Annotated in this window: 17 protein-coding genes and 1 pseudogene; 13 read left to right on the forward strand and 5 right to left on the reverse strand. The window is 64.3% G+C overall.

Features of this window, described 5'->3' with window-relative positions; genetic code table 11:
• The first annotated feature begins 176 nt into the window (after positions 1 to 176).
• The 9 genes and pseudogenes from FS320_RS12850 to FS320_RS47820 all read left to right on the forward strand — a co-directional run.
• Complete coding sequence (locus tag FS320_RS12850) at positions 177 to 1952, forward strand: type I secretion system permease/ATPase (protein ID WP_152712088.1); 1776 nt, start codon at positions 177 to 179, stop codon at positions 1950 to 1952.
• Positions 1953 to 3278, forward strand: a complete 1326-nt coding sequence (locus FS320_RS12855; RefSeq protein ID WP_152712090.1) for an HlyD family type I secretion periplasmic adaptor subunit — start codon at positions 1953 to 1955, stop codon at positions 3276 to 3278.
• A gap of 285 nt (positions 3279 to 3563) precedes the next feature.
• Complete coding sequence (locus FS320_RS12860) at positions 3564 to 5765, forward strand: alpha,alpha-trehalose-phosphate synthase (UDP-forming) (protein WP_244627115.1); 2202 nt, start codon at positions 3564 to 3566, stop codon at positions 5763 to 5765.
• A 22-nt stretch (positions 5766 to 5787) separates the two neighbouring features.
• On the forward strand, positions 5788 to 6540 hold the full coding sequence (gene otsB, locus FS320_RS12865) for a trehalose-phosphatase (RefSeq protein ID WP_152712094.1): 753 nt from the start codon (positions 5788 to 5790) through the stop codon (positions 6538 to 6540).
• 1 nt (position 6541) lies between these two features.
• Entirely contained in the window at positions 6542 to 8350 is a 1809-nt protein-coding gene (locus FS320_RS12870) for a glycoside hydrolase family 15 protein (RefSeq protein ID WP_152712095.1), read from the forward strand.
• A 107-nt stretch (positions 8351 to 8457) separates the two neighbouring features.
• Entirely contained in the window at positions 8458 to 9399 is a 942-nt protein-coding gene (locus FS320_RS12875; protein ID WP_420846730.1) for a glucokinase, read from the forward strand.
• A 31-nt stretch (positions 9400 to 9430) separates the two neighbouring features.
• Complete coding sequence (locus tag FS320_RS12880; protein ID WP_152712099.1) at positions 9431 to 10546, forward strand: succinylglutamate desuccinylase/aspartoacylase family protein; 1116 nt, start codon at positions 9431 to 9433, stop codon at positions 10544 to 10546.
• Between the two features lie 447 nt (positions 10547 to 10993).
• Positions 10994 to 12577 (forward strand): peptide chain release factor 3, encoded by a 1584-nt coding sequence (locus FS320_RS12885; protein ID WP_152712101.1) that lies wholly within the window; start codon positions 10994 to 10996, stop codon positions 12575 to 12577.
• A gap of 13 nt (positions 12578 to 12590) precedes the next feature.
• Positions 12591 to 12860: pseudogene (locus tag FS320_RS47820) on the forward strand (ABC transporter ATP-binding protein); the annotation flags it as partial.
• 66 nt (positions 12861 to 12926) lie between these two features.
• Here the strand turns inward: FS320_RS47820 and FS320_RS12895 are convergent.
• The 5 genes from FS320_RS12895 to FS320_RS12915 all read right to left on the reverse strand — a co-directional run bounded on the left by FS320_RS12895 (position 12927) and on the right by FS320_RS12915 (position 18225).
• On the reverse strand, positions 12927 to 13829 hold the full coding sequence (locus tag FS320_RS12895) for a sugar kinase (protein ID WP_152712103.1): 903 nt from the start codon (positions 13827 to 13829) through the stop codon (positions 12927 to 12929).
• A gap of 286 nt (positions 13830 to 14115) precedes the next feature.
• Entirely contained in the window at positions 14116 to 15024 is a 909-nt protein-coding gene (locus FS320_RS12900) for an N-acetylglucosamine kinase (protein WP_152712105.1), read from the reverse strand.
• A gap of 76 nt (positions 15025 to 15100) precedes the next feature.
• On the reverse strand, positions 15101 to 15991 hold the full coding sequence (locus FS320_RS12905) for an N-acetylmuramic acid 6-phosphate etherase (RefSeq protein WP_152712107.1): 891 nt from the start codon (positions 15989 to 15991) through the stop codon (positions 15101 to 15103).
• 112 nt (positions 15992 to 16103) lie between these two features.
• Entirely contained in the window at positions 16104 to 17120 is a 1017-nt protein-coding gene (locus FS320_RS12910) for a serine hydrolase domain-containing protein (protein WP_152712109.1), read from the reverse strand.
• Between the two features lie 7 nt (positions 17121 to 17127).
• Positions 17128 to 18225, reverse strand: a complete 1098-nt coding sequence (locus FS320_RS12915; protein ID WP_152712111.1) for an anhydro-N-acetylmuramic acid kinase — start codon at positions 18223 to 18225, stop codon at positions 17128 to 17130.
• A 141-nt stretch (positions 18226 to 18366) separates the two neighbouring features.
• Between FS320_RS12915 and FS320_RS12920 the strand changes: the two genes are divergently transcribed.
• The 4 genes from FS320_RS12920 (at position 18367) to FS320_RS47825 (ending at position 22141) form a co-directional block, all read left to right on the forward strand.
• The gene (locus tag FS320_RS12920; RefSeq protein ID WP_152712113.1) at positions 18367 to 19866 is read left to right on the forward strand and encodes an ABC transporter substrate-binding protein; all 1500 of its coding nucleotides are present in this window, start codon (positions 18367 to 18369) and stop codon (positions 19864 to 19866) included.
• Between the two features lie 65 nt (positions 19867 to 19931).
• Positions 19932 to 20879, forward strand: a complete 948-nt coding sequence (locus FS320_RS12925; RefSeq protein ID WP_152712114.1) for an ABC transporter permease — start codon at positions 19932 to 19934, stop codon at positions 20877 to 20879.
• Positions 20880 to 20882: 3 nt separating this feature from the next.
• Positions 20883 to 21707, forward strand: a complete 825-nt coding sequence (locus FS320_RS12930) for an ABC transporter permease subunit (RefSeq protein ID WP_162002953.1) — start codon at positions 20883 to 20885, stop codon at positions 21705 to 21707.
• A complete protein-coding gene (locus FS320_RS47825; protein WP_152712117.1) occupies positions 21704 to 22141 on the forward strand; it encodes a GNAT family N-acetyltransferase in 438 nt (145 codons plus the stop codon). The genes FS320_RS12930 and FS320_RS47825 overlap by 4 nt, the downstream gene beginning before the upstream one ends.
• Positions 22142 to 22346 lie beyond the last annotated feature (205 nt).

A 22346-nucleotide genomic window follows, 5' to 3' on the forward strand; every position in this document is an offset into this window, starting at 1 on the left:
AGAGTGCTGAGCAACACGGCCTTCCAGGCCTAACTATAACGAGATACTCTTGTGGGGCCACGACCCCGACATCGCAGCCATCGCCAGATAGAAAACATTGTGGTAGATTATATCCTTGCACAATGGCTCTACACCACGACGGCGCCGGGTGACTGGTCGGCCTATGGAAAGAAGATATGAAGCAGGCATCGAGAAATCGGGAAGAAAGCACAGAGGTCCAAGACGCTCTGAAGTCCTGCCTTCCCTCTTTTACCGGGGTTGCCGTATTCTCTGCGGTGGTCAACCTTCTGGCTCTCACGGGCTCCATCTACATGCTCCAGGTCTATGACCGCGTGCTGTCGAGCCGGAGCATCCCGACCTTGATTGGTCTCTCCCTGATTACCCTTGCGGCGTTTGCGCTCTCCGGCGGTCTCGACATGCTGCGCGGCCGGATGTTGGCGCGCATCGGCGCCCGCTTCGACGAGTTGCTCTCGCACCGGGTCTTCGATCTGGTGGCCACGATGCCGCTCAAGGGCGCCAAGCAGGCGGAGAGCATGCAGCCGATCCGCGATCTCGATACGATCCGCGGCTTTCTTTCGAGCCTGGGCCCCACGGCTCTGTTCGACATGCCGTTCATGCCGATCTTCCTCATCGGCTGCTTCCTGATCCATCCCGGCATCGGCGTGATGTCGGTGGTCGGCGGCGTGGTGATCATTATCCTGACCCTCTATACGGACGCCAAGAGCAAGGCTCCCTCCTACGAGGTGACCAAGAGTGGCGCCGAGCGTCATGCCATGGCCGAGACCAGCCGCCGCAATGCGGAGACCATCCGCGCGAACGGCATGCTGGGCTTCCTGGCCAAGCGCTATGACGAGGTGCATGTCCGTCACGTCAATGACGGTTTGGTCGCCAGCGAGTCCTCGGCCGGCATCAGCGCCTTCGCCAAGGTCTTCCGCATGGTGCTCCAGTCGGCGATCCTGGGCCTCGGCGCCTATTACGTGATCCAGGGGCAGATGTCGGGCGGCCTGATGATCGCCGGCTCGATCCTGATGTCCCGTGCGCTCGCTCCGATCGAAATCGCGGTCGCCCACTGGAAGGGCTTCACGGCCTCCCGTCAGGCTTATCGCCGCCTCCAGCACATCATGAACCTCGTGCCGGCTCAGGGCCAGCGCATGCCGCTGCCCGCGCCGAAGGCCGCCCTGTCGGTGGAAGAGGTCTATGTCGGTGCTCCCGGCGCCTCGCTGCCGATCGTCCAGGCTGCTTCGCTCCAGCTTCAGGCTGGCCAGGGCCTCGGCCTCATCGGCCCCAGCGCCTCAGGCAAGTCGACTCTTGCCCGCGCCCTCGTCGGCGTGTGGCCGACCCTGCGCGGCGAAATCCGCCTCGATGGCGCGGCCCTCGACCAGTGGGAGCCGGATTCGCTCGGCCGCCACGTCGGCTACCTGCCACAGGATGTGGAGCTGTTTGAAGGCACCATTGCCGAGAACATCTCCCGCTTCCAGCCTAACGCCAAGCCGGAGGACGTGATCGCCGCAGCGCAGACGGCGGGCGCGCATGAGCTCGTCCTCAACCTGCCCGACGGCTACGATACCCGGATCGGCGAAGGTGGTGCCTCCCTGTCGGGCGGTCAGCGCCAGCGCGTGGCTCTTGCCCGCGCTCTCTACGGCAACCCATTCCTGGTCGTTCTCGACGAGCCGAATGCCAGCCTCGACGGCGCCGGCGACGAGGCCCTGAACGAAGCCATCCTGGCGGTGCGCAAGCGCGGCGGCGTCGTCGTCGTCATCACGCACCGTCCGGCCGCTCTCGGTCAAGTCGATCACGTCGCCATCATGGAAGAGGGCCGGATCAAGGCCGTGGGACCGCGCGACGAGGTTCTGCAGTCCGTCATGAAACGCAATGCGACGCCGGCACCTGTACCGGTGCGGCCGCAGCAGGCTCCGGCAGCTCAGGCTGCGAACCTGCGAGAGGTTGGTTAAATGTTGGTCATTCAAGCTCCCCAAAGCAAACCCTCCGTCCACCAGCGGATCCTGCGCCAGTCGACCATCGGCGGCGTGGCCATGATCGCCCTCTTCGGCGGGACGATCGGTCTCTGGGCGGCCACGTCGACTCTGTCCGGCGCCGTCGTCGCCGGCGGTCAGTTTGTGGTCGATACCAGCGTCAAGAAGATCCAGCACTCGACCGGCGGCATCGTCGGCGAGCTGAAGGTAAAGGAAGGCGATCGCGTTTCGCAGGGCGATCTCCTGGTCCGCCTGGACGAGACAGTGACCCGCGCCAACATGCAGGTCGTCTCCAAGCAGCTCGACGAGTATGTCGGCCGCCAGGCTCGCCTGGAGGCGGAGCGCGACGGCGCGTCCGAGGTCAAGACTCCTGAGGAATTCGCCGGCCGACTCAACGAGCCGGCTGTGACGAAGATCATGTCCTCGGAACGCACGTTGTTCACGGCGCGCCGCGCCTCCCGCGACGCGCAGAAGGACCAGCTCCGGAAGCGCATCGCCCAGTCCCAGGATGAAATCGTGGGGTTGAGGGCTCAGCAGCAGGCCAAGGCCCGCGAGGCCGAGCTGATCGTGGCGGAGCTGAAGGGCGTCCGCGACCTCTATGATCGGAACCTGGTTCCGATCACGCGGTTGAACGCGCTCGAGCGCGACGCTGCGAGCATCGAGGGGCAGCGCGGTCAGCTCATCGCAGCCGTCGCCCAGGCCGAGAGCCGCATTGCCGAGACCCAGTTCCAGATCATCCAGATCGACGAGCAGATGCGCGCCGAGGCGATGCAGGAGCTGCGCGAGATCCAGGGCAAGATCGCGGAATACACCGAGCGGCGCGTGGCGGCCGACGATCAGCTGAAGCGCATCGACATCCGTGCTCCCAGCGACGGCTATGTCCACCAGCTGAACGTTCACACGATCGGCGGCGTAATCTCCCCGGCCGAGCCGGTGATGAACATCGTTCCGGTGAACGACAAGCTCGAGCTCGAGGCCAAGGTTCTGCCCAATGAGATCGATCAGGTGAAGTTCGGTCAGAAGGCAACCGTGAAGGTCCATGCCTCCAATGCGCGCATGATCCCGGATCTGCACGGCTCCGTGAGCCGGATCTCGGCGGACGTGTCGCGGGATCAGCAGACCGGCGCGACCTTCTACACAATCCGGATCGAGCTGCCGCAGGACGAGATCAAAAAGCTGGAAAACCTGCACCTGATCGCAGGCATGCAGGCCGAGGTGTTCGTCGAGGTGAACCAGCGCACCCCGTTCGAATATTTCTTCAAGCCGATGCAGGAGCAGATCGCCCGCGCGTTCCGCGAGCACTAAGCTTTCCTCTGGCGATTGTTCAGGAAACCGCGGCCGATGCTGACTGCACCGGCCGCAGTTTTCGTTTGAATCCTCCCGTGAGCCTCGCTGAGGAGCCGGTGAAGCCTGGAAAGTTCCGCACGCAAGCCCATAAACAGGGCGAAGGCTGCGTTCTCCCGCAGCCCTCCATCGAAGGCAAAGTCTGGAGCCGCTCCGCAAGGTCAGCTCGCCTGCCGTGATGAAAGTGTCGGTTTTCTTGAGGAACTTAGCGTTTTGAGGATCATCGTCCGCTTTGGCGGTATCGCAATGCTCGTGGCGGCCATCGTCATCCTGGCCGTGCTGCCCTTTGCTACATCCTTCGTGGAGCAATGGACGCGCCGTGATGTCGAGCTGCGATCGCGTCTCGTGTTCAACTCCGTCCGGGACCAGGTCAGTGGCCTCCTGGCCCGCAACGACGCTCAGCAGGCCGGGATCCTGTTCGAGCGCATCGCCTCGGACGAGCGCGTGCTCGCCATCGGCTATTGCGACGGGCAGGAACTCCGCTTCCCCACCAGCAACATGCCGCCGTCCTTTTCCTGCGCCGAGGCATCCCGGTCCGATTCGGAAAGCTTTTCGGTCGTCAGGAACCAGGATCACAATGTCCTGGTCAGCTCCTTCCCCTTGAATGCAGGAGGTCGGCCGGGACATCTCGTGGTCCTGCACGACCTGAGCTATGCCGACCAGCGCGGCGGGGAGGCGAGGAACTATCTCTTCCTCGCCTTGGCAGGTGTTGCCTTCGGGGCTGCGGCCCTCGCGGCCATGATCGCGGCCATCATCATGCGCCGGTGGCTCTCATCCATCCGGCAGGCTCTCGAGAGCGCCCGCACCGGCAATGCCAATCCGCCGGTGGAGGAGAACATCATCCCGTTGGGTCAGGAAATCCGCGATGTCCTCCAGGAACTCGAAGCCTCGCGCCGGACCATCGATGCGGCGCATACGGATTGGAGCCCGGAGACCCTGAGGGCCGCATTGTCCAATGAGCTGTCGGGCTCGGAGGTCATCGTGGTCTCGAACCGCGAGCCCTACATTCATAACCGCACCAACGGTGGCGAGATTTCCCTGCAGATTCCGGCAAGCGGCCTCGTTTCGGCCCTCGAGCCCGTGGTGCGCGCCTGCGGCGGCACCTGGGTCGCCCATGGCAGCGGCACGGCGGACCGAGACACGGTCGACGCCAATGACCGCGTGCCCGTGCCTCCGAATCACCCCTCCTACACCCTGCGCCGCGTCTGGCTCTCGGAAGAGGAGCAGGATGGATATTATTACGGTGCCGCCAACGAGGGCCTCTGGCCCCTGTGCCATATCGCCTTCGTGCGGCCGATCTTCCGGGAGACGGATTGGCAGTTCTACCGGTCCGTCAACGAGAAGTTCGCCGACGCGATCGTGGCCGAGGCCAAGCGCGAGGACCCGATCATCCTCGTGCAGGATTACCATTTCGCGCTCCTGCCGCGCATGATCCGCGACCGGCTCCCCCGGGCGACTATCGTCACCTTTTGGCATATCCCGTGGCCGAATGCCGAGACCTTCGGGATCTGCCCCTGGCGGGAAGAGATCATCGACGGGCTGCTGGGCTCCTCCATCCTCGGCTTCCACACTCAGGCGCACTGCAACAATTTCCTGGACTCGGTCGATTCCTACGTGGAAAGCCGCATCGACCGGGAGAAGGATTCGGTGTTCTTCGGCGGCGAGGAGACCCTGATCCGTCCTTATCCGATCTCCATCGAATGGCCGCCCACCGCCATGGAAGGCCAGAGGCCCGTGGAGGAGTGCCGCAGGATCGTGCGCGAGCGTCTCGGGCTGTCGCCGGACATGCGCATCGGCGTCGGCATCGAGCGTTTCGATTACACGAAGGGCATTCTTGACCGGATGCAGGCCATCGACGCGCTGATCGGCGAGCATCCTGAATGGAGAGGGAACTTCACCTTCGTTCAGGTGGCTGCCCCAACGCGCAGCAAGCTCGCCAATTACCGCCTCCTTCAGGAGGAGGCCGAGGCTCTGGCGCGCGACATCAACGAAAAATATGGTGGTGACGGCTACGAGCCCATCAGGCTCCTCATCCGTCATCACGAGCCCGATGAAGTTTTCGAGCTCTTCCGTGCCGCGGATCTCTGCATCGTGTCGAGCCTGCACGACGGCATGAATCTCGTCGCCAAGGAATTCGTGGCAGCACGGGACGACGAGCAGGGCGTGCTCATTCTCTCGGCTTTCGCGGGCGCGTCCCGTGAGTTGTCCGAGGCGCTGATCGTCAATCCCTACAATGCCCATGCCATGGGCGAGGCCATCAACCGCGCGCTGACCATGCCGCAGAACGAGCAACGCGAGCGGATGCGGCTGATGCGCGATCAGGTCAAGGAGCGCAACGTCTATCGCTGGGCGGGCCAGATGCTGCTGGCCGCCTCCCGCCTGCGCAAGCAGCAGAGGATCAGACGATTGATCGCCAGGGGCCGGAGGCTTGCACCGGCCAATGCGTGAAGCTCCTGCAGGACAAGGTCCGATGCCTGACGTGAACGAGGATTATGCTCTCTTTCTCGATTTCGACGGAACCCTCGTCGATATCGTCGAGCGCCCCGATGCGGTTGCCGTGGACGCGGCCTTGCCCGATGTCCTCACAACGCTGCAGAGGCGGCTCGGCGGTGCGCTCGCGATCATCAGCGGCCGTCCCGTCGACTTCCTCGACGGACGCCTCGTGCCCCATGTGTTCGATATGGCGGGACTGCATGGGCTCGAGCATCGCATTGCCGGGCGGCTCTCGATGTGCGATCCCGACGAGCACCCGGCCCTGCGCGAGATGGTCGACCGGCTGAGCCGGATCGTTGCCGCCAAGGAAGGCATCCTGATCGAGGACAAGGGCTGCTCGGTTGCCATTCACTGGCGCCTCGCCCCCCATGAGAAGGATTTCGCTCTCGCGACCGCTCAGGCTGCCGTCGAAGCGCTGGGCCCGGATTACCGTGTTCAACACGGAAAAGCTGTGGCAGAAATCCTTCCCTCGGCGGCGGGGAAGGGCAAAGTGATCGAGAGATTTCTCCACGAATCTCCTTATAAGGGACGGCGGCCGATCTTCGTCGGCGACGACCTGACCGACGAGAACGGCTTCAGGACCGTGAATGCACATGGCGGTCTGTCGGTGCGTATCGGTGCGGGAGACACCATTGCCAAGATTCGCCTTGGAACGCCTGCGGATTTGCGACATTGCCTGTCCACGTGGGCTTTCGAAGGAACTCTGCCTTTTAAAGGGGATGATTGCTGATATGAGTTCGCTAGATCTTGCCGTTATCGGCAATTGCACGATCTCGGCCCTGGTGGATCGCCGCGCGCAGCTCGTCTGGAGTTGCTTCCCTCGCTTCGACGGCGATCCGGTCTTTTCCGCTCTGCTCGACAGCCCCGAGGGCCAGACCGATGCGGAGCAGAAGGGCATCTTCGCCATCGACATGGTCGGCATGGTCAGCTGCGAGCAGACCTATCTCGAGAACACGGCGGTTCTCGTCTCGCGGATGACGGATTCCTTCGGCAACATTCTCGAAACTACCGATTTTGCGCCGCGCTTCAAGCATTACGACCGCACCTTCCGCCCGCCGATGCTGATCCGCCGGGTGTATCCGGTGAAGGGCCGTCCGCGCATCCGCGTGAGGCTGCGGCCCCATTACGATTGGGGCGGCTGCCCGCCGAACCTGACCCGCGGCAGCAATCACCTGCGCTTCGTCGGCCCGGCCTATTCACTGAGGCTCACCACCGACGCTTCCGTGTCCTACGTGCAGGACGAGCGGCCCTTCGTGGTGGACCGGCCCCTGTCGTTCTTCTTCGGCGAGGACGAGCCGCTTCGGTCAGAGACCGATTCCACGGCCCGGGCCTTTCTCGATAGCACGGTCGATTTCTGGCGCGACTGGGTGCGGTCACTCTCCATTCCCTTCGATTGGCAGGAGGCGGTGATCCGCGCCGCCATCACACTCAAGCTGTGCAACTACGAGGAAACGGGCGCTATCGTGGCGGCGCTCACCACCTCGGTGCCGGAAGCGCCGCACACGAAGCGCAACTGGGATTACCGCTACTGCTGGCTACGTGACGCCTATTTCGTCATCCAGGCCCTCAATCGGCTCGGCACCACCAAGACGATGGAGGAATACCTCACCTACATCACCAACATCGTCGACGATATGGAGGCCATTCCCGATCAGAAGGACATGCCGCCGCTCTTCAGCATCACGCGCTCGCCCGATCTGGAGGAGCGGGAGGCGACGGCGCTCGCCGGCTATCGCGGCATGGGCCCCGTGCGTGTCGGCAACGCGGCCTATACGCAGATCCAGAACGATGCCTATGGCAGCGTCGTCCTGGCCTCCGTGCACGCCTTCCTGGACAAGCGCCTGATCCGCACCGGCAACAGGGCCTTGTTCTCCCATCTGGAAAAGCTGGGGCACAGGGCCATCGAGGTCTTCGATCAGCCCGATGCCGGTCCCTGGGAGCTGCGCACCAAGGCGGCCGTTCATACCTTTCCGAGCGTGATGTGCTGGGCGGCCTGCGACCGGCTCGTCAAGATCGCCGAAGCCATGGGACGTGAAGACCGGGCCGCGTTCTGGCGCGAGAATGCCGACCACATGCACAGGGTCATCAACGAGCGCGCCTACAATCCGGAGACAGGCACCTTCGCGTCCTCCTTCGACGGCGCGGATCTCGACGCGACGCTCCTGCTGCTGGCCGAGCTCGATTTCGTGAAGCCGGACGACCCGCGCTTCATCGCGACCGTGGAAGCCGTGGGCGCGAAGCTACGGCGCGGCGACCTTCTGCTGCGTTATGATGTGGAGGACGATTTCGGCCTCATGCATACGGCTTTCATGATCTGCGGCTTCTGGTACGTGGATGCCTTGAACGTCATCGGGCGCAAGGACGAGGCGAAGGAACTGTTCGAGCACATTCTGAGTTTGCGCAATTCCTTCGGGCTTTTCTCCGAGGATGCGGACTACACGACCGGGGAGCTGTGGGGCAACTTCCCCCAGACCTATTCCATGGTCGGTCTCATCAACTCTGCGGTACGCCTGAGCCGGAGCTGGGAAGAGGCGGTCTGATCATTTGGTCATTGGCTTGAAGCGCGAGGCGGAAAGGACGCTAGGTTTCGATGTTCGCATTTCCTGTTCTGCTCGGGGATATCGGCGGGACCAACGCCCGCTTCGCCGTGTTGCCCGCGCCCGGAGCGCCCGTTCAGCTGCTGCCGCGGACCCTGACGGCGCAGACGCCCGATCCGGTCGGAGCAATCAGGATCGCGCTCGAGGCCTATGAGGGACCTGCACCTCGTTCCGCTATCGTGGCGGTAGCAACGCGGGTAGACGCGCCCGCAATCCGCCTCACCAACGCCCACTGGGTGATCGATGCCGAAGCCATCGGCAAGGCGCTGGATCTTGAGCGCGTTACCCTCGTCAACGACTACACGCCCGTGGCCGCCTCGGTGGATGTGCTCGACGCGGTGCAGGGCGACCTCGCCCCCATCGGAGCCTTCCCGCCGCCCAGGCCCGGCCCGCGCGTGGTGCTGGGCCCCGGCACCGGGCTCGGCGCGGGAGCGCTGATGCCCGTGGAGGACCGCTTCGCTATCCTGGCGACGGAGGCCGGCCACATGGAGTTCGGCCCCACGACCGACGAGGAAACCGCGATCTGGCCGCACCTGGAGCGGGTCGGCGGTCGGGTTTCGGGAGAAGTGGTGCTGTCCGGTCCCGGCCTATTCCGCATCGCCAAGGCGCTGGCCGCCCATCGCTGCGTCGACTGTCCCTACACGATGCCCAACGACGTTCTGGCGGCGGCCCGCGAGGGCGATGCGATGGCGGCGGATGCGCTTTCCCTCTTCGCGCGCTTCCTCGGGCGCTTCGCCGGCGACCTGGCTCTGACCTTCGAGGCCTCTGGCGGCGTCTTCATCGCCGGCGGCATTGCGCCCCGCATGATCGACATCCTGCAGGCCGGCGATTTCCGGGGGGCGTTCGACCACAAGGCGCCGCATGACGCCTGGGCGAGGAAGGTGCCGGTTTACGCCATCGTCAATCCGGAGCCGGCCCTGCAGGGACTTGCCGCCATCGTGTCGAATCCGCAGCGTTTCGTCTTCCAATCTCAGGGGTGGCAGGCTACCTGACGGGTCCTGGCTAAACCCTGATTGACGGAACATGAGAACAGACAATATCGCCCTTGCGCCCCTCGCCCCCGGAGCGAGCCTGTCGCTGACGGTCCAGCGCTTCGGTCCGGAAGGCGCGCGCCCGCGCATTTATATCCAGGCCTCGCTCCATGCCGACGAGATCCCCGGCATGATCGCGGCGCATCACCTGCGCGAGCGCCTGACCAAGCTTGAGGCCGAGGGCCGCATCAAGGGCGAGATCATCCTCGTGCCCTCCGCCAATCCCATCGGACTCGCGCAAAGGGTGATGGGAGACCATATCGGCCGCTTCCACCTAGCCGACGGGGTCAATTTCAACCGCGGCTATCCCCACCTCGTGCCGAAGGTCGCCGAGCGCATCGAAGGCGAGCTCGCGAACGACGGTGAGGCGAATGTCCGTCTGATCCGCGAGGCCCTGCGGGCCGAGCTCGAAGCCTGGCAACCGTCGAACGCGGCCGAGGTCATGAAGAAGGCCCTGCTGGGTCTGGCCCAGGAGGCCGACGTCGTGCTGGACATGCACTGCGACTCGGAGGCCGTGGTGCATCTCTACACCCACACCCGTTCGGCCGAGGAATTCGCCCCGCTCTCGGCGCTCATCGGCTCTCACGCCTATCTCATCGCCGATGTATCGGGCGACGAGCCTTTCGACGAAGCCTGCAGCCGTCCTTGGGCGGAGCTGGCCGACCGGTTCCCGGATCGTCCGATCCCGTTCGGCTGCCATTCGACGACGCTCGAGTTCCGGGGCGAGCGGGATGTGGATCATGAGACGGGGAAGGCCGATGCTGCCGCCATGGTCGACTACATGGTCCTACGCGGTGCCATTGCCGGCGAGGCTCCCCAGGTGCCCGAGCCTCTCTGCCGGGCGACCCCCCTGGCCGCCTCCGAGCCGGTCCAGGCTCCGGCCTACGGCATCCTGGTGTTCAAAGCCGACGTGGGAGCAAAGGTGAAGGAGGGCGAGGTGATCGCCGAGGTGATCGATCCGCTTACTGGCGCCGTGGTTCTCGCCAAGGCTCCCTCCGACGGCGTGATGTTCGCCCGGGTCGCCGTGCGTTTCGTCACGCAGGGGATGCGGATCGCCAAGGTCGCCGGCACGACCGCCAAGCGGACGGGCAAGCTGCTCGGGGCGTAGAAGCTGGCAGAGCCTGACGTATGCTCACCTCTTTCGTCATCACCGGCCTTGTGCCGGTGATCCCGATCGATGACGCGCGGGCACTTCCAGTCGGGATGGCCGGGACAAGCCCGGCCATGACGTGAGGGAGGAATGACTGTCCGGACTTTTTGGCAGGCCCGCGGTCCGAGCGCAAAAAGAAAGGCCGCCCCGAGAGGCGGCCTTTCCATTGTCGGTTCCACGGCCCGTTAGAGCCGGCCATTTTGTGCGTTACGCACCGATCTCGGCAGAGGCCAAGATCCAGGTCACGGCAACCGGGGACCGTAGGGTATGACAATGAGACACTGGATCACCTCCTTTCGCTGTTGACGGGAAACCCCCATATGGGTTGAGAAGAGCCCAACGGAAGGGCGGGGCGCTGCGGCGTTCTGTCCCCCACCTTCGTTCCCAGAGAAATTTTAAACCGCCATGACCGATCTTCCGGCCCCCGTGGGTCGCCGCCGAACCTTTGCGATCATCTCCCACCCGGACGCGGGCAAGACCACGCTCACCGAAAAGCTCCTGCTCTTCGGGGGCGCGATCCAGCTCGCCGGCGAGGTGAAGGCCAAGAAGAACCGCGTCTCCACCCGGTCCGACTGGATGGGCATCGAGAAGGAGCGCGGCATCTCGGTCGTGACCTCGGTCATGACCTTCGAGTACGGCGGCTGCGTCTTCAACCTGCTCGACACGCCGGGCCACGAGGACTTCTCGGAGGACACCTACCGGACGCTGACCGCCGTCGATTCGGCCATCATGGTGATCGACGCCGCGAAGGGCATCGAGGCGCGCACCCGCAAGCTCTTCGAGGTCTGCCGGATGCGCGACATCCCGATCGTGACCTTCATCAACAAGATGGACCGCGAGGCACGCAATCCCTTCGACCTGCTCGACGAGATCGAGAAGACGCTGGCTCTCGATACGTCTCCCGTCACTTGGCCGATCAGCCAGGGCAGGAGCTTTGCCGGCACCTTCGACCTTCGCCGCAACATGGTCCGGCGCATCGATACGGACGAGGAGCCGACGCAGGTCTCAGGCCCCGACGATCCGAAGCTCCTGAGCCTGCTGCCGCCGGAAGAGGCCGATGCCTGGCAGGAAGAGGTGTCCCTTGCCCAGGAAGCCTGCAAGCCCTTCGACCTTCAGGCTTTCCGCGAGGGTCACCTCACGCCCGTGTTCTTCGGCTCCGCTTTGCGCAATTTCGGCGTGCGCGATCTCATCGACGCGCTCGCCTCCTACGCGCCGCCGCCGCGCGGCCAGGAGGCCGACAAGCGCCTTGTCGAGGCGGGCGAGAGCCGCATGACCGGCTTCGTGTTCAAGATCCAGGCCAACATGGATCCGAACCACCGCGACCGCATCGCCTTCATGCGGATCTGTTCGGGCAAGCTCCAGCGCGGCATGAAGGTGAAGCTCGTGCGCACGGGCAAGCCCATGAGTCTGAACTCGCCGCAATTCTTCTTCGCGCAGGACCGCGCCATCGCGGACGAGGCCTGGGCCGGCGACGTGGTCGGCATCCCGAACCACGGCACCCTGCGCATCGGCGATACGCTCACGGAAGGCGAGGACATCATCTTCCGCGGCGTGCCGAGTTTCGCGCCGGAAATCCTGCGCCGCATCAAGCTGCAGGACGCGATGAAGGCCAAGAAGCTGCGCGAGGCGCTGCAGCAGATGGCGGAAGAGGGTGTCGTGCAGCTCTTCGTGCCGCAGGACGGCTCCGGCGCCATCGTCGGCGTGGTCGGCGCGCTGCAGCTCGATGTGCTCAAGGAACGCCTGGGGGCCGAATACGGCCTGCCGATCGACTACGAGCCGACGCGCTTCTCCATCTGCCGCTGGATCACGGCGGACGATCCGAGGGAGCTCGACAAGTTCGTCGAGAGCCACCTGTCGTCCATGGCGCGGGATCTCGACGATGCGCCCGTGTTCATGGCGCCGAACACGTTCAATCTTCAGTACGAGGTCGATCGTTACAAGGCGATCCAGTTCTCGGACGTGAAGGATTATCAGAAGAAGGCGGCTTAGAGCATCGGAGCCAAAGAATGCCTGCCGGGCGACGCTGGCCCGGTTCATGTTCCGGGCCGATGGGGCGCTGCAAATCGTCTCGACCTTGAGCGGCGGGCAATTGCTGCGGACCGGGCTCGCCTGCGTGCTGGGCGGGCCGAGGCCCCCCGGTCTCCTGATCCTCGACTAGCCGACGAACCATCTCGACATCGATTCCATCGAAGTGGTCGAGGCTGGGTTGAGGGCCTATGACGGGGCCCTGCTGATCGTCAGCCACGATGAGACCTTCCTGGAAGCCATCGGGGGTCTCAAGCAGGCTGGATCTCGCAGATGCGCAGATCTGATCGGGCCCTTTGCTGCCGGCCTCGGCTCAGGCCGCCAGCTTGCGCTCGGCGTAACGCTCCTGCACCTGGGCAATGTCCTCGACGGACGGCAGGCTGGCTTCGTTCCCGAGGTGCTGGATGGCATGGGCCGAGGCGGCGCGGGCGAAGATGAAATGTTCGCGCCAGGGCAAATTGGGACGAGCCATGGCCGAATAGACATAGGCGCCGTGGAAGATGTCGCCGGCACCGTTGGTGTCCACCACCGCCTCGCCGGGCACGTTGAGGGCCGGCAGCACGCTTTCCTGGCCGGTCTCGTCGTACCAAACGAGACCGCGCTCGCCGAGGGTCACGCCGCCGATCTTGCAGCCGCGGCTCTTGAGATAGCCCAGCATCGCGGCCGGGGTCAGGTCCATCTGCTCGCACAGACGCTCGGCCACGATGGCGACGTCGATGAATTCCAGAAGCTCATGGGTGTTGGAGCGCAGGCCGCCGCCGTCGAGGGAGGTGAGAATGCCGGATTCGCGGCAGATCTTGGCATAATGCATGGCCGCATCGGCCTGGTGGCCGTCGAGATGCAGGGCCTTGCAGCCCTGGAGGTTCAGCGGCGGCACCGGGTGCAGGTAATGGTCATCGCGGCAGCGCACGATGGCGCGCTTGCCGCCCCGCGGCATGATGAAGGACAGGGATGACTCGTGGACCTTCCGGTGGTGAACCGAGATGCCGTATTTCGCCGCCATGTCGATGAACATGCGGCCGAGCCAGTCATCCGCGACCGAGGTCAGGAGATCGGGTGGCAGCCCCAGCTTCGCGCAGGCGAAGGCGGCCGTGACCGCATTGCCGCCGAACGAGATCGCATAATCCCGCGCCACGGTTTTCTCGTCCCCGGTCGGAAGCTCGTCCGCCAGGAAGGTCACGTCGATATAGGTCTGGCCCACGAAAAGAGCATGCATCGGTCAAATTCGTCTTGGATGGATTCGCCGCTGGAGTCTTGGACGAGCAGGGCCGTTTAGGCAAGCTCTTCCGGGTTGCGCAGTGCAGGGCAGGCTCGTGGGGCTGGATCGTAAAGGGATGGAGCTCGCTCTTCCACGTCATCACCAGCCTTGTGCCGGTGATCCCGATCCGAGAAGCGCTGCACCGTTCAAATCGGGATGGTCGGGACAGGCCCGGCCATGACGTGGCAGGCGTCATTCCAGGAAGGACAAAGCGAGGGGCAATAAGTCGGCCCTTGAGAGTTTGTCACGCCCTGTTGAGCGTCGCGGCCAGCCGTGCCGCCGTCAGCGCAGCGTCCAGATCGGACGCAATGAACTCGACGGGAGTCACCAGTTCCTTCCTGAAGGCCTCGGACAGGACAGGATGAAGCCGCGTTGATCCGCCCACCAGGGCCACAGGCCGGGGGCCAAGACGCTTGATGAGGGCATTTGCGAGGCGGGCCAGCTCCTTACCCGCTTCCTTTAGAATTTTAAGCGCGGTTCTGTCGTTGGCGAGCGCTGCCTCGCCCACGGCGCGGGCGAGCGAGCCGATCTTGCCGCGATCGCCTCCATAGACGAAGGAGCGCACGGTATTCCAGTCGGTACCGCCCAGCGCCTGGGCCAGGCATGTGCCGAGGGTCGTTGTCCAGCCCGTGCCGGGGCCTTCCTCCTCGGCGCGCAGGACAGCCTTGAGGGCCTCACGGGCGATCCAGAAGCCGGAGCCGCCATCGTCGATCAGGTTGCCGCGCCCGCCGACGCGGATGACCTCCTTGGCCTCGGACAGGTAATAGCCGATGGAGCCGGTGCCGCTATAGACCAGGATGCCTTCGCCGAGAGCGAAATAGGCCAGGTAGGCGATCCACATGTCTTCCGCGACGAAGACCTTGTCGGGAGAGAGCTCGAAGGTCTCCGCGAACAGGGCGCGCATGGTTGCTTCCGCCGGCGTGTCGCGGGTCAGCCCGGTGATGCCGGCGATGATGCCCAAGGGGCGACCCGTCTTCATCACCACCTGGGCCATGTCGAGAACGATCTGGCGGGCGCGCTCTTCGGCGGCGGCGGAGAAGAGATGGCCGGTCAGGGGGGCGACGGAGCCTTGGGCGATGCATTGGCCATTCGTATTCGCCAGCCGCCAGCGCGTGGCGGTGCCGCCCGCGTCGATGCCAAGCCCCAGCCCCATGACCCCTTGCCTCTTCTTTCAGCCGGTCACCCGGCTGGCCCGTTATGCCATCCTTGTCAGGAAGACTTCGAGAAGTTTAGGGAGACTTGGAGAAGTCTGCCAGGGCTTTGCGCAGATTGCCGCCGTTTCGCTCGAGCGCGCCACGCGCTTCCGCCGGACCGGCGCCCAGGGCGATGAGAACGGCCATTTTCAGGTCGCCGTCCGATTGCCGCATCGCCTCGATGGCTGTGGCATCGTCGCAATCGGTGATCTGCGAGACCATGATCTCGCTGCGCCGGCGCAGCTTGGCATTCGTCGCGCGCATGTTGACCATCAGGCCGCGATAGACCCGGTCGAGGCGCACCATGATCAGGGTCGAGAGCAGGTTGAGGATGATCTTCTGCGCCGTGCCCGCCTTCATGCGTGTCGAGCCGGCAATGACCTCCTCGCCGGTATCGGCGAGTATCGGATGGGAGCAGGCTTCGAGAATGGGCGTGTCGGGATTGTTGGAGATGCCGATGGTCTGCGCCCCGCGGGAGGCCGCCTCCTTCAGGGCCGCGATGGTGAAGGGCGTGCGGCCGCTGGCCGCGACGCCGATCACCACGTCGTCGGGCCCGATGTCGTTGCTACGGATCCCGGCAATGCCTTCCTCGACCGAATCCTCGGCGTTTTCAACCGCCTGCATGATGGCGCCCGTGCCACCGGCGATCAGATAGACCACCCGATCGTCGGGCCAGTTGAAGGTCGGCGGCAGTTCCGTTCCGTCCTGAACGCCAATGCGGCCGGACGTGCCGGCGCCCGCATAGACGAGCCGTCCCCCGCGGCGCAGGCGCTTGACCGCCTCTTCCGCCGCCGCCGCGATGGCCGGCAGGGATGGCCTGACGGCCGCCACCGCCGAGAGCTGACCTTCAAGGAAGGCCGAGAGGACATCAAGGCTCGGCCAGGTGTCGAGATCCTGGTAGCGGGTACTGAAATGCTCTGTCGCCATTATACCAACTTTCTTCCAGACCAGTATAGGACCAGTTGGGTGCCGCAACAATGGCCCGCAGGCAGGTCAGGCGAGAGGAACAGCCAACTTTCTGTTGGCATCCTTAAAGGCGCTACCGTCGATCGAACAACGCGATCACCTGCTCGCCCGTTGCACGGCGAAGCGCCAGGATCCCGCTGTCCTTGTGCCGGCTCGGATGGACGCGGTTGGTGAGCAGCGACCAGGCGAGGCCACGCTCGAAATCGAGCCATAAGCTGGTGCCCGTGAAGCCCGTATGACCGATGGTATCGGGAGAGCAGGAATCGCCTCCGTGCCAGCCGGGATAGAAGCCCTCCCAGCCGACCGTGCGCTTGTCCGATTCACGCGTGCGGATGGCCTTGATGGAATCGGACGAAAGGGCGGAGCCGTCGAAAGGCGAGTGAGCGAAATCGAGCACGCCGTCGATGGTTCCGAACAGTCCCGCATGGCCCGAGGCGCCGCCGAGCGCATAGGCATTCTCGTCATGCACCTCGCCGCGGATCACGCGCCCGCGCCAGGTATCCTTCTCCGTCGCGGCGCAAAGGTTCGGATCGGGCCGGAACGAAAATTTTTCGGGAAGCGGCTGATCGATCAGCGCTTGGCCCGTGATGCGCTCGATGGCGATGCCGAGCAGCATGAAGTTGATGTCCGAATAGACCGGTGGACCGGCCTGCCAGACGCGCTGCAGGATGAAGGCGCGCAACGTGTTCGGGTCCTGGCCGTAGGTGTAGAGCGGCTCGACACCCGGCAGATGCGTCTGATGCGCCAGACATTGACGGAACGTAAGGCGCCGCTCGGCCGCGTTCATGTCGTATTGGCGCAGATCCGGGATGACCCTCACCAGAGGATCGTCGAGCGCAATCCGGCCTGCCTCGACCAGGTCCAGAATGCGCGTCGTCGTGAAGATGACTTTGGTGAGAGAGGCGAGATCGAACCATGTTTCACGGGAAACAATTTCCCGCTCCGGCTCGATCTGCGCATGGCCCGCCCATCGTACGGCACGCTCGCCATCGGCCGTGACGATGCCGAGCACCGCGGCCGGAATGTTGCCGTCGCGAATGGAGGCGGCGGCAGGCGCGAAGGCCTGTTCGATCAGAGCAGACGGAGCCATGGCAGGTTCACGCGGCGCGGTGCAGTTCGCCGCCGGGCATGGGATGCGGCACGCCCGTCGTGGTGGGTAGGCTTAAGGGCAACCCGAGCGTGGATCTCACGGCGAGATAACCGAAGGCCTGGGCTTCCAGGAAATCGCCGTCCCAGCCCACGGCTTCGACCGGATCGACGGCAACGCCCAGTTCCTCGTGCAGGCGCGTCATGAAATGCGCGTTGCGCCGCCCGCCGCCCGTGACGAGCCAGCGTTGCGGCGCGCGCGGAACATGGCGCAGCGAGGCGATGACGGATTGAATGGTGAACTCCGCCAAGGTGGCGGCACCGTCCGCATCGGACAGGGCTTCCACACCCTTGGCGCGGGCATGAAAGTCCTGACGGTCCAGGGATTTCGGGGCAGGGCGGTCGAAGAACGGGTTGTTCATGAACTCCGCGACGAGCTTCGCGTCCGCATTGCCGGAAGCGGCGAGCCGTCCGTTCTCGTCGAAGCTCAGGCCGCGCCGGCGCAGAATGAAATCGTCGAGCAGCGCGCTTGCAGGGCCCGTGTCGAAAGCGATCACCACATCGCCGTCGATATAGGTGACGTTTCCGACGCCGCCGAGATTGAGGATCATGACGGGCTGAGCGAGCTTGCTCGCCAGGGCGCGGTGATAGAGCGGAACGAAGGGCGCGCCTTCGCCGCCCGAGGCGACATCCGCATGGCGGAAGCGATAGACCGTGTCGACGCCGAGCGCCGCCGCGACCCTTTCGCCGAGGCCGAGCTGGCGCGTGAAGCGAGCTTCCGGCCGGTGATAGACCGTCTGGCCGTGGAAGCCGATCAGGCTCACGTCACTCGCCGGAATCCCGACTTCCGTCATGAAGCGCCGGATGGCGTCGATATGCGCGTCCGTCACCGCCTGCTCGAGATCCTCCAGCGGCTCACTCTGCGCTCGCGTCGGTTCGGCGATCAGCGCCTGGAGGGTTTTTCTTAAAGTCTCTGGATAGGAGAAGGTCCGCCCCGGTCCCGGCCTCACGACGGTATCGCCATCCGTTTCCACGACGGACACGTCGATGCCGTCCATGGACGTGCCGCTGATCACGCCGACGGCTTTGACAATGGGGCGTTGCGACATCTTCTGCTCCGGAATGCTCTCGTTTACCGGCCGACCATAGCACAGGCGGTGAAGGGGTCCAGAGTGGTATGATATTGGACCATGACAGGTTTCCGGCGATGGCCTATAAATCCCCTGCGGCTTCCAAGGGAGAAAAGACGCATGGTCAGGTCAGCACTGCGCAGCGCAATCGGTGCAGGTTTCATGGTAGCCGCGATGGCTTCCGCTTCGGCTCAGGTTCTGGAGATCGGCGTGGATAACGGCCCGACGGGTCTCGATCCGCACCTCATCACCGCCTTTCCGAGCTTCATGGTGGTGAACGGCAACATCTACGAGGGTCTCACCGCCATCGATAAGGACCTGAAGATCGTCCCCGGCCTCGCCGAATCCTGGACCGTCTCGTCGGACGGCAAGGCCTACACCTTCAAGCTGCGTTCGGGCGTGAAATTCCATGACGGCTCCGCCATGGAGGCCGAGGATGTGGTGTCCTCGATCAAACGCGTGCTGAGCAAGGACATCGCTTCGCCCTTGGCAAGTCGCCTCTCGGCCATCGAGAGCGCCAACGCGGTCGACGGCACAACCATGGAGCTGAAGCTCAAGGAGCCGTCCGCCGCCCTTCTGAGCTCGCTGGCCACCATCGCTATCGTGCCGAGCGCCATGGAAGCGAACAAGAATGCCCTGCAGAAGGCACCGGTCGGCACGGGCCCGTTCAAGTTCCAGGAATGGCAGCCGAACGGCTTCATCCTCCTGACCAAGAACGAGACCTACTGGGATAAGGGCATGCCGAAGCTCGCAGGTCTCAAGTTCAACATCGTGCCGGAATCGGCCACCCGTCAGGTCGGCCTGAGCAATGGCCAATATGCGCTTCTGCCCAACATCGATGCGGCCACGGCGCTGCAGCTCAAAGGCAAGCCGAACGTGAAGCTCTCCGAGACCATGGATCTCGCCTACACGCTCATCGGCATGAACGTGTCGAAGCCGCCCTTCGACAATCCGAAGGTGCGCGAGGCGGTGAACTATGCCGTCAACCGCCAAGAGATCGTCGACGCGGCTCTCTTCGGCGCCGGCGTGCCCGGCGGTCCGCTGTCGCCTGCCCTGAAATCCTGGGCGCTCGATGTGAACCAGTTCGCCTGCTACAAGCCCGACCCCGCCAAGGCGCAGGCGCTGCTAAAGGAAGCGGGCGTGGCAACGCCTGTGGCCGTCACCATGAAGGTCCTGCCGCGCCAGGACATCAAGGACATCGCCCAGGTGGTGCAGGAGCAGCTGAACAAGGCGGGCTTCAAGGTCGAATTGATCAACCAGGAGCAGGGCCAGTTCATCCAGGATTGGCGCAACAGCAACTTCGATCTGTTTGCATCCCTCAATGCGGGACAGCCCGATCCGGATGATTATTTCTACCGCACCTTCCGCACGGGCGGTTCGACCAACGTGTTCAAGTATTCGGATGCGGAGATCGACGGGCTGCTCGACCAGGCCCGTACCCAGCAGGACCAAGCTGCGCGCAAGACGGCCTATGACAAGGTGCAGCAGAAGCTCGCCTGCTCGGGCCCGGCGGCGCATCTCACCTACGGAACCCTGTTCTCGGCCATGAACGGCAAGCTGCAGGGCTTTGATACGATGCCGAACCGTTCTCTCCTGAACCTGCGCAACGCGTCCTACTGAACATCACTCATGGTCCCGGCGCTGTCCTCGCGGCGCCGGGATCTTTATTGGAAGAGCCTGCCCGTATGAACCGCGTTCTGCTCGCACGCCTCATCGATCTCGTCATCGTCCTCTTCGGCGTGTCGATCATCGTGTTCCTGATGATCCGGATGATCCCCGGCGATGCGGTGGCGATCATGCTGGGAGCGAATACCGAGATCACGCCCGAGTGCATGGCGGAGCTCAACCGCCGCGTCGGTCTCGATCGTCCCATCGTCGAGCAATATCTGCTCTGGGCCGGATCGGCCCTGCGTGGCGATTTCGGCACCTCCCTCTGGACCGGTCGGCCGGTCTCGACCGAAATTCTTCTCCATCTGTGGCCGACGCTGGAACTCACCCTATTGTCGCTCGTCATCGGCGCAGTGCTCGCGGTTCCTGTCGGCTGCCTGATGGCGCAGACGCGTGGCGGTGCAGCCGACGTGGCGATGCGTGTCACCGCCATCGCGGGTCTGACGATCCCGTCCTTCTGGCTCGGAATCGTGCTGATCCTGCTCCTCTCCAATTGGGCGCCGGGTTTCGCATCGCTCGGCTATGTGCCCTTCTCGGAGGATCCCGTCGGCAATCTCCAGCGCATGCTGCTGCCGGCCTTTGCCCTGGCGCTGCCGATTCTGGCCAATCTCTCGCGTCTGGTGCGCTCGGCCATGCTCGACGCGCTGGGACAGGATTACGTCCGCACCGCCCGCGCCAAGGGTCTGCCGGAGCGGCGCGTCGTCTACAAGCATGCCCTGCGCAATGCGTTGATTCCGTTTCTCACCAGTGTCGGCATCATGACCGGGTATCTGCTTGGCGGCGCCATCGCGGTCGAGCAGGTCTTTGCCATTCCGGGCCTCGGGCGGCTTATCCTCGGCGCTATCGCCGAGCGCAACTATCCGTTGATCCAAGCCACCATCCTTGTGGTGACGGCGGGCTTCGTCTTCGTGAACTTCCTGGTCGACTTCCTCTACATCATCGTCGATCCCCGCGTGAGGGCTTGAGCCGTGTCGCGTCTGGCCAAGAACAAGCTTCTCGCCTTCGCCGTCATTCTGGTGGCGGTCCAGCTCATCCTCGCGATCGGGGCGCCCTTGTTCGCGCCTTATGATCCCATGGCGCAGAGCGTCGCGCGGCGCCTGCGCGCGCCGTCCGAGCTGAACTGGTTCGGCACCGACCAATTGGGTCGGGATGTGCTGACACGCATCCTCTACGGCTATCGCACCTCTCTTATCGCCTGCCTGCTCGCCGTCGGCGTCGCGCTTCTCGCCGGTGGTGCGCTCGGTCTTGTCGCCGCCTATTACCGCGGCTGGCTCGACCGCATCATCATGCGCGTCATGGACGTGCTCTTCGCCTTCCCGGTGATGCTGCTCGCGATCGGCATCATCGCCGTCCTGGGACCGCACACCTACAGCGCGGCCGCCGCCATCGCCGTCGTTTATACGCCGATCTTCGCTCGCCTCCTGCGCGGTCCGGCGCTCGTCTTGTGCGAGAGCGAGTATGTGGCGGGAGCGAAAGCCATCGGCGCTTCGGATGCCCGCATCATCTTCCTGCACATCCTGCCGAACCTCGCCTCCGTCATCCTGGTCCAGACGAGCCTGCTGCTCTCCGCGGCCATCCTGGTAGAGGCCTCATTGTCCTTCCTCGGTCTCGGCACGCAGCCGCCGACACCGTCGCTCGGCCTGATGCTGTCGGAAGGCCGCAACTTCCTCATGCTCTCGCCGTGGAGCGCGATCTTCGCGGGCTTTGCCATCCTGTTCCTGTCCTTCGGCTTCAATCTCCTGGGCGACGCCCTGCGCGACACGCTCGATCCGCGCCTGCGGGGACAGCCGTGATTGTGCGGCCTGCCAAGATTGAGGATATTCAGGCTCTCGCCGCGATTGCCGAAAGATCCTACCGGGCAGCCTTTGCGGACATCCTAGAAGAGGATGTGCTCGCAAGCCGGAGTGTCAGTTATTTCGAAGAGCGGTTCGCCGCCGCATGGGAGCGCATGCTGGTGGCGCTTTCCGGCCAAACGCCACTCGGATTCCTGCTCATGACCGATGGGCATATCGACATGCTGTTCATGGATCCTGATGCGGGTGGCCAGGGGGGCGGCGCGCTTCTGCTGCAGCGGGCTGAAACATTAGGGGCAAAGAGTCTCGAATGCTTCCGCGACAATCATGGCGCCCGACGCTTCTACGAGCGTCATGGCTGGCGAGTGGAACGGGAATACGAACGCGAGTTCGCCGGGTGCAGCCGCAGCTTCGTCCTTTATGAGAAGAGCTAATCGCCAGTCGGTAAGAAGGCCAGTTACATTCACTCACCTCATCCTGAGGAGGCGCGTAGCGCCGTCTCGAAGGAGGCTCTCAGGGCCTTCTGGAGCCAGTCCTTCAGCCCACGATAAGCCGTGTCGGCCCACATCAACTCAATGGCCGGAAACAGATTCTGCAGACCCTCCAGCAGGAGTTCGGCTCCGGCGCGGTCATGGAGGT

Origin of the sequence: Microvirga tunisiensis (assembly GCF_009296175.1) — a bacterium.
GTDB lineage: Bacteria > Pseudomonadota > Alphaproteobacteria > Rhizobiales > Beijerinckiaceae > Microvirga > Microvirga tunisiensis.